Consider the following 13,584-nt stretch of genomic DNA (forward strand, 5'->3'; position numbering starts at 1 on the left):
CCAACGCTCAGCGCGTGAACTCCAGCGCCAGCTTCTCCAGCAGTTCCTTCGTGCCCGCTTCGCGGCCGCGGATCGCATCCTGTCCGCCCTCGAAGTACGCGCCCTGCTCGGTATAGGACATGAGCGTCTTGTCGCCCTCGGCGGTGAACTGCACCGTCACCAGCGACGAGGAGATGCGCTTGCCTGCGATGGTCATCGTGTAGGCGAAGACGATGCGCTCGTTGGGGATGATGTCCGTGTAGAGCGTGTCGTTGCCAACCTCCGGGCCTCCCTGGAACCGGAAGACACCGCCCTCACGGCCTCCCGTCTGGAAGTTGAGCTCGTAGCGGCCAACCTCCCAGCCCTCACCCTCGACGAACCAGCGGCGGCGGATTTCAGGGTTCTCAAACGCGTTGAACACGCGGGGAACGGGGGCGTTGAAGGCACGGTCGATGGTGAAGGTGCTGTGAACGACGGTCATGGCTCGTCTCCAGAGGGTGGGGTGGGTTCTTCGGACAGCAGGGCTTCGAGCCGATCGAACTTCCGCTCGATGAGGCTCTTTCGATCGGCAATCCACTGCTCGGCCACCCGGAACCCCTTGGGCTCCAGCCGGCACGAGCGCACGCGGCCAACCTTCTCGGTCGTCACGAGGCCGCTCTCCTCGAGCACCTGAAGGTGCTGGACGACGGCCGCGAGCGAGATGCCGAGCGGCTTGGCGAGCGCGCTCACCGAGGCGGGTCCGCTGCCCAGGGTTTCGACCATCGCTCGTCGCGTGGGGTCCCCCAGGGCGTGGAAGACCCGGTCGATGTCTGATTGCTTAGGCACGTACTTAAGTATCAAGGCGCGGGGTTTGATTGTCAAGCCGACGCTTAAGTGATGGTGGCCATCGACGCGCCTGGCCGCCGCTCGGGTTGGGCGAGAGAGGCGGAGCGTTGCGGCGGGGCGTGCACGTAGCGCCGGCTGGGCGCGCCCTCGTCGTGCAGGCGTTCCATGGCGATGTGCTGAAGTACCTGGAGCATGGCTGCCAGGATCGGAGCGGCTCAGGTGGGACAGGAAGTACGCCCCAGCCCAGCCACGCTGGGTCACAGGCCGAGCGTTGAGGTCATGAGGCCACCCGGCTTCCGGGCGGGCGCGGGCGTGGGGGGATGACTATGATGCCTCGGTGCACGCCACCTTCCTGGCCGTCGGACTGCTGACGTTGCCGGGCGCGCTCGGAACGGAGCTGCGCCGGGATGGCTATTCGTTTCGCCCACCGAAGGGCTTCCACATGGTGCGGTGGGAGCAGTACGCCGGCTCGCGCGTGGGCGCGGTGGCGCTGGATCCAGACGCGCCGCGCGCCTTGTCGGCGGCCCTCACCGACGGTGAGGGCCCGGACGCCGCCACGCTGCTCGTGTCCGTGGTGGGGCGCGGCTTCAGCGCGAGCCCCTCTGACCGGGAAGAGTTCGCGTCCGCGGTGATGCAGCACTACCAGCGTGAGCTGGGGCTCTCGCTCGCCGCCGAACGCGTGGAGCGCCTGGGCGGGGTGACACCGCGTGTGGAGGTGCTGGGGACGCTGCGCGAGGCGGGGCAGGTCCGCACGGTGCTCGTCGCGGGCCTGGCCTCGGAGGGGGAGCACGCCGTGGTGATGGTCAGCGCGCCCGCGGTGCGGTGGCAGGCGCTGGAGCCGCAGGTGCGCGCCTCGCTGGAGACCTTCCGCCACGAGCCGCCGAGCGCGGGGGGCCCCGTCCCACGCCGGGTGCTGGGCGCGCTGGCGGGAACCCTGGCCGGAGCGCTGGTCGTCTCGTACACGGCGTGGCGCCGGCGGCGGCTGCGTCACGCGGCGGGCAACCCCACGTAGTCACCCGCGCCCCGCGTGGACGGTCAGTGCACGGAGAGGAACACCCGGGCCTGCGGGATTCCGCGTGAGACGGTATCGAAGTCGCGGAAGAAGCTGTTTCGCTCGAAGAAGGTGAAGCTGGCGCCCAGGCCCAGGTTGGCGAACAACGGCACGTCCAGCAGCAAGGTGCCCTCATGGACCAGGTGGTTGCCGTCCGCGCCGTTGAGCGTGTGCAGCCACGTGGTGCCCGCGTGCAGCTTGAGGTACTCCCAGGGCCAGCGCCCGTAGGACGCCTCGAAGTGGAAGCCCAGGCCCGGGCCGTAGTCGTAGTCGCGGCCCACCTTGTCCGCGTACTCGGAGGTGATGCCCGCGAGCACCACGCCTCGCAGATGAAGCGCCAGGCGCAGCTCACGGCCCTCCTTCGTCAGGTACCGGTACACGAGCCCCGCGCCGATCGACTGACCGCCCAGCTCGTAGGCCTGCGTGTCGTTGTAGTCGAAGTGCTGGAAGGCGCCGAGCAGCACGCGCTCGTTCCCACCGTTCTCCAGCGGGAGCATCGCCAGCGCGCCCTTCACCTCGGCGCGGCTGATGAGGCGGTTTTCGCCGGTGGTGAACTGCACGCCCATGTTGAAGGCGTCGAAGGGCGCGTCCACCGGGAAGCGCAGGGCATCGCCGTAGCGCAGGTCCAGCTCCGCGAAGAACTGGTTCAGCGTCGTGCCCGCGTCGATGTTCAGGTAGCCGGTGCGCGTCAGCACGGCGAACACGGGCGGCTGCCAGTCCTTCGGGGTGGGCGCGCTGCGCCAGGCATCCCCGCGCACCACGCGGTTGAAGCCTCGGATGGGATTGAGCAACCCCGCGCTCACCTCGCGGGCGACGCGCCGGGTTCCCGTGGCGCGCTGGTCCAGCAGCATGGAGGACAGCCGGTAGATGGCCTCTCCATGGGCCCACCCACCCATCGTGGTGTTGATGAGGTCGTTGTAGGAGGGCAGATGGTTCTCGCCGAACAACTCCCACTGCAGGCTGCCCACCAGGGTGAAGCCCATGGCGCCCCAGTAGCTGAAGCCGTGGTCCCGGGCGGCGTTGAAGTACGTGCTGCCGTGGTAGGGGTGCGCGAACTGATTGGTACTGAAATCATCCTTGTCCCAGAAGAACCCCATTTCGAAGTTGGTTCGCCATGCGTCCAGTCCGACCCGGGCAAAGTCCTTGTTCATGATGTAGCGGTTGAAGCCCCACACCGTGAGGTTGATGGCCGTCACTTCACCCAGGGCCCACCAGAACTGGCGGGGCCGGGGAGGTAGGGCGGCGGCCTCCTCGTCGTCGTCCTCGGCGCGTGGCGCATCCGCGGGCAACTCCGCCGCCTGGGCGAGCGAGGGCAGCAGGGACACCAGCAGCGCCACCTTCCGCCATCGCGCCGCGGGGCCGCGCCGGCCGCACCACTGGCTGTGACGCATGCCGGCTCCCCCACCCGAAGGGCGAAGATGGGGACCTCGCGCGCGGTGCGACCATGGACCGGCGGCGCAGGCCCGCGTCGGTGGGTGGACGGGCCGCCCGGTCGCCTGCCTGGCGCGGGACATGCGGCTGCACGTCCGTCGGGGGGCGCGGTGGGGTAGGGTGCGCCGCATCCATGTTCGCCTTCATCCTCGCAGCGGTGCTCACGCAGTCGCCGGTCGTGCCGGCGGCGCCGAGCCCGCCTCCCGCACCTGGCACCCCCGAAGCCGTGCCCTTGAGCACGCTGCCACCCGCCACGCACGAGCTGTTCCAGCGCATCGAGGGGCAGGTCGCGCAGGTGCGCATCATCGAGCGGCGCTCCGGCACGCGCTCGTCCATCGGCTCGGCCTTCTTCGTGTCGGCCGCCGGGCACGCGGTGACGAACTACCACGTGATTTCAGACGTGGTCATCCACCCGGAGGACTACACGGCGGAGCTGGTCCTGAAGGGCGGCGCAGAGCCCGTGCCGGTGCGCCTGGTGGACGTGGACGTGGTGCACGACCTGGCCATCATCCAGACGGCCACCCCGGTGCAGAGCTTCTTCGACCTGGACGACCGCGAGCCGCCGCAGGGGGCGCGCCTGTTCGCCATGGGCAATCCGCGCGACCTGGGCACCACCATCGTGGAGGGGACGTACAACGGCTTCATCCACGACGCGCTCTATGAGCGGCTGCACTTCAGCGGGGCCATCAATCCGGGCATGAGCGGCGGCCCCACCCTCACGGGCGAGGGCCGCGTGGTGGGCGTCAACGTGGCGACCATGGGCAACCAGGTGGGCTTCCTGGTGCCGGTGAAGCACGCGCGCGCGCTGCTGGCCCGCGCGCTGGGAGCCAAGGACTCCGGCGCGCAGGCGCTCCTCGACACCGTGCGCGCGCAGCTCCTGGACAACCAGCAGCGCGTCACCGAAAGGCTGCTGGGCGCGCCCGTGCCGCAGCAGACGCTGGGCAGCTACCGCGTCCCGGGGCGCTGGGGCACGTTCCTCAAGTGCTGGGGGGACACGCCGCATGACCCCGAGGTGCCGTACACGGTGACGAACTACCAGTGCTCGTCGGAGGAGGACATCTTCGTGTCCTCCCGCCACCGGACGGGCGTGGTGGCCTTCCTGCATCAGCACGCCACCAGCCAGAAGCTGGGGGCGCTGCGCTTCTCCGCGCTCTACAGCGCGCTCTTCTCACAGGACCCGGACGCGGTGGAGGCCACGCGGCAGGACGTCACCAACTACCGCTGCCAGTCGGAGTTCGTGGACGTGGCGGGCCTGCCCGTCCGCGCCGCGCTGTGCATGCGTGCCTACCGGAAGTTCCCCGGCCTCTATGACCTGGTGCTGCGCGCGGCCACGCTCAATGCCAGCACCAGCGGCGTGGACACGTCGCTCACGCTGGCGGGCTTCACCGCGGACAATGGCCGCAAGCTGGCGCGCCGCTACCTGGAGGGGCTGTCGTGGACGAAGTGATCTTCCTGGAGGTGTTGGAAGGGGACTCCGTCCAGGCCCGTCATCGCCTGGAGCGCTTCCCCGTCAACGTCGGCCGGGGTTACGGCAACGACGTCATCCTGGATGACCCGAAGGTCTCCGCCGAGCACCTGCGCATCGAGCGCCGCGAGGACGGCACGCTGGTGCTGCGCGACGTGGGCAGCCAGAACGGCACCTACCGCGTGGAGCCCTGGGCGCAACTGGCCGAGCTGGAGCTGGCCACGAATACCCGCGTGTCAGTGGGGGACACGGTGCTGCGCTTCCGCGCGCGCAGTCACCCGGTGGAGAAGACCGTCGTGGCGGCGGCGCCCACCGCGCCGAGGCCCCGCGTGTTCGAGCAGCCCCGCTACTTCTCCCTGGCCCTGCAGGCCCTGCTGGGCGCCAGCCTGCTGGAGGGCTACCTGGCCAACTACGGGCGCACGGACTGGGGGGAGCTGACGGTGGCGCTGGTGGTGCCGCTGGGCATCACCTTCCTGTGGGCGGGGGGCTGGGCGGTGGCGAGCCGCATCGGCAGGCGCCAGTTCCACTACCGCACGCATGCCACCGTGGCCGCGCTGGTGCTGCTGGGCTCCGTCGTCATCCAGCCGCTGCTCACGCTGGTGGGCTTCAGCCTGGGTGTGAGCGGCAACCTGGCCTGGGCCCACCACGTCGCCTTCCTGTCGCTGATGGCCTGGGGGCTCTACTGGCACCTGCGCTACGTGACGCGCTGGGAGCCGGAGCGGCTCATCCGGGTCATCGCCGTCGTCACGCTGTCGTTTGGCGCGCTGTCGCGGGCGGATGAATGGCTGGGCAACGAGTCCTTCAGCACGGAGCTGGGCTTCCGCCGGTCGCTCCTGCCGCCGGCCTTCCGCCTGGTGGGCACCGAGCCCATGGATGACTTCTTCTCCGACGCCGTGAAGGTCCAGGAGCAGGTGGACGCGCTGGCGCGCGACCCGTGAGCCGCCAGGGGCCGGCAGGACGTCACGGGCGGGACGGTGGATGTCAGACCGGGCAGGTAGGAATGCCCGGATGGACGTCCATCAGGAGTTGAGGCCTGTCATCGGTGCCCGGTGGTCGCAGGTCCGGGGCGCGCAGGGGGAGCGGCTCGCGGCCAGACACCGGGACGGTGGGCTGACGCGGGTCTTCGTGGCGCCGGACCTGGCGTCCTTCCGGGTGGTGGCGCGAGGGCTGCTGGCGCGGGGCGAACCTCCAGAGCGGGTGCACTTCGAGGAGACGCGTGGGCGCCAGGGCATGTGGCTGGAGGCCGCGCGCTGGGAGGCCTGGGGGCGCGCCGCGTCCGGGGTGCCTCGGGACTTCGTGGGGCTGGCGCAGAAGGTGGTGTGCCACCGCGAGCCGGCGCGCTGGGCGCTGCTGTACCGCGTGCTGTGGCGGCTGACCCATGGAGAGCCGTCACTGCTGGAGTGTCACGACGACGCAGACGTGCGGCGGCTGCGGTGGCTGGAGCAGGCGGTGCGGCGGGACACGCAGGCGCTGATGGCGGCCTTGCGCTTCCGCCGGGTGTGGCGGGACGGGCGCGAACACCATGTCGCGTGGTACCGGCCCGAACACCTCATCGTCCGGGAGGTGGCGCCGTTCCTCGTGCGCCGCTTCCCGCACTTCTCCTGGAGCCTGTTCACGCCAGACACCTGGGCGCACTGGGACCGGGAGCGGTTGACCTTCGAGGAAGGCGGGGCGCTGCCGGAGTGGGCACGCGCCCGGGGAGGACTGGCGGCGTCCCATCCGCCCCCACGGGCGGACGCGGAGCGCGCGTCCTTGCTGCTGGTGGGGGCTTCCCCCGTGGACATCGCGGAGCCGCCTTTCGCGGGGGCCGCGGGAGCGCTCCTGGAGGTCGTGTTGGGCCGCGCGGGGCTCACGCGTTCCAGTCGCCGGGTGGTGCGGCCGTGCGGGGACGGATGCCGCTCGCGGCACGGGGGGCTCCCTCCGGCGGTGTGGGGGAAAGGGCACACCTGCCGCCATGAGCTGGAGGGCGTGGTGGCGGAGGTCCGCCCTCGGATGATCATCGCGCTGGGGCCCGTGGCGGCGCAGGCCTTCTTGGGGGTGGGGTTTCGCATGCACCTGAGCCGTGGGCAGCTGTTGGACACGCGGTGGGCGGAGGGCTGGATGGCCACGTTTGCCCCCGAAGCGGTGCTTCGGCTTCCAGAAGGCCGGGCGCGGGCGGAGGCGCGCATCCACTTCGAAGCGGATCTCCGGTCGGCGGCGGCGTGGCTGCGGCAGCGGCTCACGGGGGACGCGCGGGCCCGGGTGCATGCTCAGAGTCCACGCACGGCGTGAGGCTGGTAGGGGGCCTCCAATGCCTTCACTTCGTCGGCGGTCAGCTTGAGGTCCACCGCGCGCACCGCGTCCTCCAGGTGCTCCAGCTTCGTGGCGCCGATGATGGGCGCCGTCACCGCGGGGCGCGAGAGGAGCCAGGCCAGGGCCGTCTGCGCGGGAGACACGTTGCGCTTCTCCGCGACGCTCCGGTTCGCTTCCGCCACTTCCCAGTCACCGGCCTGGTCATAGAGCATGGGTGACAGCGTGTCCGACTTCGCCCGCGTGGTGGCGTCCCGGTCCTTCAGCGACTTGCGAGAGCCCGCGAGCAGGCCGCGGGCCAGCGGCGACCAGGGGATGACGCCAATGCCCTCGGCTTCGCACAGGGGCAGCATCTCCCGCTCCTCCTCGCGGTAGACGAGGTTGTAGTGGCCCTGCATGGACACGAAGCGCGTCCAGCCGCGCAGGTCCGCGATCCCCAGCGCCCGCGCGAACTGCCACGCATACGCGGAGGACGCGCCCAGGTAGCGCACCTTGCCCTGGCGCACGAGCTGGTCCAGGGCGGCCAGCGTCTCCTCCAGCGGCGTGTTCGGGTCCATCCGGTGAATCTGGTAGAGGTCGATGGCCTCCACGCCCAGCCGCTTCAGGCTGGCCTCGCAGCCCTGGACGATGTGCTTGCGCGACAGGCCCCGCATGTTCTGCCCGTCCCCCATGGGGAAGTAGACCTTGGTGGCCAGCACCACCTCGTCCATGCGCGCGTAGCGGCGAAGGGCACGGCCCGTGATCTCCTCGCTCGCGCCTAGCGAATACATGTCCGCGGTGTCGAAGAAGTTGATGCCCAGCTCCACCGCCCGGCGGAAGAACGGCTGCGCGGCTTCTTCATCCAGCACCCAGGGGCGCCACTTGGGCGTGCCGTAGCTCATGCAGCCCAGGCCGAGGCGAGACACACGAAGACCCGTGCGTCCGAGGTTGGTGTATTTCATTCCGTTGGTTCCTCATTCATTCAGCGTGGATGGCGGCACGCCTCGTTGTGCCACTGGGCGTGTCATGGCTCATACCGTGGAAGACCGAGGCGCGCGCGTACCAGGCCTTTTCTGGTTACTGGGAATCCGGTAGAAAGAACCGGAATCCAAGGGGCGCTGTTCGGAGCAATGCGGAGCGTGCCCCTCGTGCTTCCAGCAGGGGATGTGAGGCGGCGTTCCGGGCGGTGCCTCCAGGCAGTGCTTCGGGACTCTCGACATGCACCTTCCGACCCGCGCCGACCCCGCCTCCGAATTCGTCTGCCCAGAGGATGTCACTCTCGTGGATATGTGTCGGGCTCGCGCCGCCGCGCAGCCAGACGACTGGATTTATACGTTTCTCGACGATGCGGGGGAGCAGGCCCTCTCCTACGCGGAGTTGGACGCGAGCGCTCGCGCGGTGGCGGCGCTGCTACAAAGACACCTGGCGCCCGGTGAGCGCGCGTTGCTGCTGTACCCACCGGGCCGCGACTACACGTTGGGCTTCCTGGCATGTCTCTACGCGGGCGTGGTGGCGGTGCCCGCGTATCCACCGGACCCGATGCGGCTGGGCCGCACCTTGCCCAGGCTCCAGGCGCTGGTGGCGGACTGTGGCGCGCGGGTGGCGCTGACGACTTCCGGCATCGCGGACATGGTGGAGCCCCTCACGCAGGGGGCGCCCGACTTGCGGGCGCTGCGCTGGTTGGCCACGGACTCCGTGGCCCCGCACGAAGCAGAGGCCTGGCGCGCGCCAGGTCTGCGGGGCGACTCGGTGGCGTTCCTGCAATACACGTCGGGCTCGACGGGGACGCCACGAGGCGTGGTGCTGCGGCACCGTCACCTGCTGCACAACTCGTGGTTGATTGCCCGGGGCTTCGACACCCGCCCCCACCCGGTGGCCGCTCTCTGGCTGCCGCCGTATCACGACATGGGGCTGATTGGAGGGCTCATCCAGGCGCTGTACCGCGACATCCCGTCGGTGCTGCTGCCTCCCATGTCCTTCCTCCAGCGCCCGCTGCGGTGGCTGGAGGCGATGTCGCGTTTCGGTGCGACGGTCTGCGGTGCGCCCAACTTCGCGTTCGACTTGTGCGTGCGCAAGACGACGCCCGAACAGCGCGCGGCGCTGGACCTGAGCCGGCTGGAGGTGGCGTTCAGCGGCGCGGAGCCCGTACGCGCCGACACGTTGGAGCGGTTCGTGGAGGCGTTCGCCCCGGCGGGCTTCCGGCGCGAGGCCTTCTATCCTTGCTACGGATTGGCGGAGGGGACGCTGATCGTCTCGGGAGGGACGCGCTCGGCCGTGCCGGTGGTGCGGCGTTTCGCTCGTGATGGCCTGCTGCGCGGCGAGGCGCGGGCACCCGAGGTGGACGCTCCAGCGACGGCGCTGGTGGGGTGTGGGCAGGCGCTGGGCGGCCAGGACGTGCGGGTGGTGGACCCGGAAACCCGCCGTCCATGTGCGCCGGGCCGCGTGGGTGAGCTCTGGGTGCGCGGTCCGAGCGTGGCGGATGGGTACTGGCAGCGCCCCGACGAAACGGAGCGCACGTTCCATGGCCGGCTGGCGGACTCGGGAGAGGGCCCGTACCTGCGCACCGGAGACCTGGCGGTCATCGACGGCGGCGAGGTCTTCATCACCGGCCGCTTGAAGGACGTGCTGGTGCTGCGCGGCCTCAACTACTACCCGCAGGACCTGGAGCACGCCGCGGACCGCTGCCATCCGGGCGTGCGTCCCGGATGCGGTGCCGCGTTCGCGGTGGACGTTGGCGACGAAGAGCGGCTGGTCATCGTGCAGGAGGTCGCCGCGAAGGTCGCCACGCCGGAAGCGGCGGCGGAGGTCGTCGCGAGCATCCGCGCGGCGCTGGGCGAAGCGCATGGCCTGGCCGTCCATGCCGTGGTGCTCATCACCGCGGGGACATTGCCGAAGACGTCGAGCGGCAAGGTGCAGCGGCGCGCCACGCGTGAGGCTTTCCTGGCGGGCACGCTGGACGAGGTGCACGGATGGAAGGAGGACGCCGCGGCGGCGTCCTTGGACATCAAGCCTGACGCGGCACCCGAAGCGGCGGACGTGCTCGCGGTGCTCCAGTCCCGGCTGGCGTCACTGCCTGGCGCGAATGGACCGGCGCTGAGCGTGGATGTGCCCCTGACGCACCAAGGGCTCGACTCGCTGAGAGCGCTGGAGGTGTTGCACGCCGTGGAAGAGGCATGGGGCGTGTCGCCCCCCATCACGGCGGTGCTCCAGGGGCAGAGCCTCCGCGAGCTGGCGCGGTGGGTCGGGCGGGCCCGGACCGAGGGCGCCGAGGCGCGCCCCGAGGCTCCGGCCGTCATGCCCGGCGACCCCATGGCCTTCGTTTCCGATGGCCAGCAGGCATTGTGGTTCCTCCAGCGCATGGCGCCGGGCAGCAAGGCCTACCACGTGTCCCAAGCGGTGCGCTTCGTCACGCCAGTGGATGCTGGAGCGCTTGTGCGCGCGTTCTCCGTGCTCGTTGCCCGTCACCCCGCGTTGTCTTCCGCGTTCCCAGAGGTGCAGGGAGCGCCAGCGAGGAGGGCCTGCGTCGCGCCGCTGGAGCTGGCGCGAGTGGAGACGTCCACCTGGACGGATGAAGCGCTGCGTGAGCGGCTCGATTCGGATGCGCGGGAGTCCTTCGACCTGGAGCGGGGCCCACTGGTGCGCGCCCGGCTCTACACCGGCGCGCCACGGGGCGACGTGTTGTTGCTCGCCATGCACCACCTGGTCACGGACTTCTGGTCATTGGAGGTCATCGCGGGGGAGCTGGGCGCGCTCTACACGTCGGAGGTCCGAGGCTCGCCGTCCAGCCTGTCGCCACCGCCGCCACCCGCGGCGCCCATCCTCCTGTCGTTGGCGCGGCGGTCCACGGGAGCGCAGGGCGAAGCGCTCCTGGCCTGGTGGCGTGAGCGCCTGGGGGGCGAGCTGCCCGTGTTGGAGCTGCCCACGTCGTTCCCACGACCCAGGCTCCAGTCATTCCGAGGAGCGCAGGTGGCCTTCCGTCTGCCGCACGAGACGTCCACGCGGCTCAAGGCCCTGGCGCGGACGCACGGCGCCACGCCGTTCATGGTGCTGCTGGCCGGCTACCTGGCCTTCCTGCGGCGCTATTCGGGGCAGGAGGACCTCATCGTCGGTACGCCGACCACGGGCCGCCCGCGCGCGGACCTGTCGCGACAGGTGGGCTACTTCGTCAACCCCGTGGCCCTGCGCGCCCGGGTGCCGCGCGCGCTGTCCTTCTCGGGGCTGGTGGCGCGGGTTCGGACCACCGTGCTGGAGGCGCTGGAGCACCAGGCGCTGCCCTTCACTCGGCTCGTCGAGCAGCTTCAGCCACGGCGTGACCCGTCGCGCGCGCCCATCTTCCAGACAATGTTCGCCCTGCAGTCCCCCCGTCCCGAGAACGAGCTTCTGGGCGCGTTCGCCGTCGGGGCTTCGGGCGCGCGCGCCCGGCTGGGCGAGGACCTGACGGTCGAGTCCGTCCCGCTGAACCATCCCGGCGCCGCCTTCGATGTCGCGCTGATGATGGCGGAGCTGGAAGGGGCCTTCGTGGGGAGGTTGGAGTACTGCGCCGACCTCTTCGACGCCGCGACCGCCGAACGGATGGCGCGCCACCTGGGGGCGCTGCTGGATGCCGCGGTGGCGCAGCCGGAGGTGCCGCTGGGGGACCTGTCCCTGTTGGCTCCCGACGAGCGCCGTACCCTGCTGGCGCTGGGGCGGAGGACTCAGGACACGCGGGGGGCGCCCGTGCCCGGCATCGTTCACCGAATCGAGGACTGGGCCGCGAAGACGCCGGAGGCGCCTGCGCTCGTCGCGGGCGCGTCGAGCTGGTCCTATCGTGAGGTGGCGGCATGGGTGGCCCGGCTCGCCGCGCGCCTGCGGCGCCACGGTGTCGGGCCGGAGGTCCGTGTCGGCACGCTGCTGGAGCGCGGCAGCCCCGAGCAGGTCATCGCCTTCCTCGCGATCTTGAAGGCCGGGGGCACGGTGGTGCCCCAGGAGCCTTCGTATCCCCCCGCGCGCGTGGCGTGGACGTTGGCGGACTGCGGCGCGCGCGTGCTGCTGGCCCAGGAGCGCTACGCGCAGCGCCTGGCGTTGCCCGAAGGGGTGACGCTGCTGCCATGGGAGGCGCACGGCGGCGGTGACGACCTGCCAGACGCGTCCCTGTGGGAAACCGGCGAGCCGCCTCCGGACTGCGTGGCCTACATCACCTATACGTCCGGGAGCACGGGCAAGCCCAAGGGCGTGATGGTGCCGTACCGCGGCACCGCGCACCTGTGCGAGTCGATGGTGTCGGACCTGCCTGTCGGGCCCGGCTCGCGGGTGTTGCAGTTCGCCTCGCCCGCGTTCGACATGTCGGCGTGGGACTACTTCCTGGCGCTGGCCTCGGGAGGCGCGCTGCACCTGTCACCCGGTGGCCCCCCCACGGGTGATGCGCTGTACCGGATGCTGCGCGAGCAGCGCATCACCTCGGCGACGTTGCCTCCTCCTGTCGCCACGCTCCTTCCGGAGGGGCCGCTGCCGGACCTGTCGATGTTCATGGTGGCCGCGGAGGCGTGTCCGGCGAGCCTCGTGGCCCGCTTCGCCGAGGGCCGCGCCTTCTACAACGGCTATGGGCCGACCGAGGTGACGGTGGGCGCGACCTGGGGCGTCATCGCTCCGGATGAAGTGGGGCCGCCCAACATCGGGCGTTCCATGCCCCACGTGGACACCTATGTGCTCGACGAGGCGCTCCAGCCGGTTCCGGTGGGTGTCGCGGGAGAGCTGTACGTCGGCGGGCCGTCGGTGGCCCGTGGCTACCTGGACCGGCCGGACCTCACGGCCGAGCGCTTCATCCCCGACCCCCACGGCGGCGAGCCCGGGGCACGGCTCTACCGCACGGGCGACATGGCCCGCCGCCGCGCGGATGGAAGGCTGGACTTCCAGGGGCGCGCGGACGCGCAGCTGAAGATCCGTGGCTTCCGCATCGAGCCGGGCGAGGTGGAGACGGCGCTGCGCGAGCTGACCGGCATGCGCCAGGCCCACGTCACCGCGTGGCGTCCTTCCGTGGACGGTGAGCCGCGGCTGGTCGCGTACGTCGTGCCACCGCCCGGAGACATCCTTCCACCGGGAGAGCTCCGGGCGCGGCTGCGCGAGCAGCTCCCCGAGCACATGATTCCGGTCGACATCGTCCCGGTGGAGGCGCTCCCGCTGCTGGCCACGGGCAAGGTGGACGTGCGCGCGCTGCCGCGGCCGTCGCTCGTCGTGTCACCAGCGGGCAAGCCTCGCACGCCGTTGGAAGAGACCGTGGCGCGCGCCTGGGCGGAGTCTCTGGGGCTGCCCGCCGTGGACGTGCATGCCCACTTCTTCGACGACCTGGGCGGCAGCTCGCTGTCCGCGGTGCGCGCGTGCTCGCGGCTGGGCGAGGCGTTGGGCCGGGACGTCCCGATCACCCACTTCTTCGAACATCCCACCATCCACGAACTCGCCCGCAGGTTGCAGGTCGAGGCGCGCCCCGAGCCCGCCTCTGACGTGAAGCACCAGTCGCGCGCGGAGGCCCGCCGGCAGGCACTCCAACGGCGCGGAAGGAACCCCCGGGGCCATGACTGAGCACGACACC

Annotated in this window: 10 protein-coding genes; 5 read left to right on the top strand and 5 right to left on the bottom strand. The window is 71.0% G+C overall.

The features are described from left to right. Positions 1-7: 7 nt before the first annotated feature. Genes HNV26_RS09160 through HNV26_RS37880 form a run of 3 tightly spaced genes read right to left on the bottom strand, consistent with a single transcriptional unit; the run spans position 8 to position 998 of the window. Positions 8-460 (bottom strand): SRPBCC family protein, encoded by a 453-nt coding sequence (locus HNV26_RS09160; protein ID WP_171443416.1) that lies wholly within the window; start codon positions 458-460, stop codon positions 8-10. Further along, positions 457-804 (bottom strand): ArsR/SmtB family transcription factor, encoded by a 348-nt coding sequence (locus HNV26_RS09165; RefSeq protein WP_171443417.1) that lies wholly within the window; start codon positions 802-804, stop codon positions 457-459. The genes HNV26_RS09160 and HNV26_RS09165 overlap by 4 nt, the downstream gene beginning before the upstream one ends. A 44-nt stretch (positions 805-848) precedes the next feature. Continuing rightward, a complete protein-coding gene (locus HNV26_RS37880; RefSeq protein WP_171443418.1) occupies positions 849-998 on the bottom strand; it encodes a hypothetical protein in 150 nt (49 codons plus the stop codon). Positions 999-1,141: 143 nt separating this feature from the next. On the opposite strand from HNV26_RS37880, the gene HNV26_RS09170 reads away from it, so the two are divergent. Continuing rightward, positions 1,142-1,816 (top strand): hypothetical protein, encoded by a 675-nt coding sequence (locus HNV26_RS09170; RefSeq protein ID WP_171443419.1) that lies wholly within the window; start codon positions 1,142-1,144, stop codon positions 1,814-1,816. Positions 1,817-1,839: 23 nt separating this feature from the next. Here the strand turns inward: HNV26_RS09170 and HNV26_RS09175 are convergent, their stop codons facing one another. Beyond that, complete coding sequence (locus HNV26_RS09175) at positions 1,840-3,246, bottom strand: DUF3943 domain-containing protein (RefSeq protein ID WP_171443420.1); 1,407 nt, start codon at positions 3,244-3,246, stop codon at positions 1,840-1,842. Positions 3,247-3,419: 173 nt separating this feature from the next. Here HNV26_RS09175 and HNV26_RS09180 point away from each other — a divergent pair, with 173 nt between their 5' ends. From HNV26_RS09180 to HNV26_RS09190, 3 genes are all read left to right on the top strand, one after another. Further along, complete coding sequence (locus HNV26_RS09180; RefSeq protein ID WP_171443421.1) at positions 3,420-4,733, top strand: S1C family serine protease; 1,314 nt, start codon at positions 3,420-3,422, stop codon at positions 4,731-4,733. After that, the gene (locus HNV26_RS09185; RefSeq protein ID WP_171443422.1) at positions 4,721-5,689 is read left to right on the top strand and encodes an FHA domain-containing protein; all 969 of its coding nucleotides are present in this window, start codon (positions 4,721-4,723) and stop codon (positions 5,687-5,689) included. The genes HNV26_RS09180 and HNV26_RS09185 overlap by 13 nt, the downstream gene beginning before the upstream one ends. A 70-nt stretch (positions 5,690-5,759) precedes the next feature. Beyond that, complete coding sequence (locus HNV26_RS09190) at positions 5,760-7,022, top strand: DUF4130 domain-containing protein (protein WP_171443423.1); 1,263 nt, start codon at positions 5,760-5,762, stop codon at positions 7,020-7,022. Here the strand turns inward: HNV26_RS09190 and HNV26_RS09195 are convergent. Further along, positions 7,001-7,981: an aldo/keto reductase gene (locus HNV26_RS09195; protein ID WP_171443424.1), complete on the bottom strand. Its 981-nt coding sequence runs from the start codon at positions 7,979-7,981 to the stop codon at positions 7,001-7,003. The two genes, HNV26_RS09190 and HNV26_RS09195, sit on opposite strands and share 22 nt — an antisense overlap. A 256-nt stretch (positions 7,982-8,237) precedes the next feature. On the opposite strand from HNV26_RS09195, the gene HNV26_RS09200 reads away from it, so the two are divergent. Next, complete coding sequence (locus HNV26_RS09200; RefSeq protein ID WP_171443425.1) at positions 8,238-13,574, top strand: non-ribosomal peptide synthetase; 5,337 nt, start codon at positions 8,238-8,240, stop codon at positions 13,572-13,574. Positions 13,575-13,584: the final 10 nt, after the last annotated feature.

This window comes from Myxococcus xanthus, assembly GCF_013116825.1.
Taxonomy (GTDB): domain Bacteria; phylum Myxococcota; class Myxococcia; order Myxococcales; family Myxococcaceae; genus Myxococcus; species Myxococcus xanthus_B.

Coding starts and splice junctions, on each gene's coding strand:
- HNV26_RS09160 (WP_171443416.1), bottom strand. CDS start 460: ATGACCGTCGTTCACAGCACCTTCACCATCGACCGTGCCTTCAACGCC.
- HNV26_RS37880 (WP_171443418.1), bottom strand. CDS start 998: ATGCTCCAGGTACTTCAGCACATCGCCATGGAACGCCTGCACGACGAG.
- HNV26_RS09175 (WP_171443420.1), bottom strand. CDS start 3,246: ATGCGTCACAGCCAGTGGTGCGGCCGGCGCGGCCCCGCGGCGCGATGG.
- HNV26_RS09180 (WP_171443421.1), top strand. CDS start 3,420: ATGTTCGCCTTCATCCTCGCAGCGGTGCTCACGCAGTCGCCGGTCGTG.
- HNV26_RS09190 (WP_171443423.1), top strand. CDS start 5,760: ATGGACGTCCATCAGGAGTTGAGGCCTGTCATCGGTGCCCGGTGGTCG.
- HNV26_RS09195 (WP_171443424.1), bottom strand. CDS start 7,981: ATGAAATACACCAACCTCGGACGCACGGGTCTTCGTGTGTCTCGCCTC.
- HNV26_RS09200 (WP_171443425.1), top strand. CDS start 8,238: ATGCACCTTCCGACCCGCGCCGACCCCGCCTCCGAATTCGTCTGCCCA.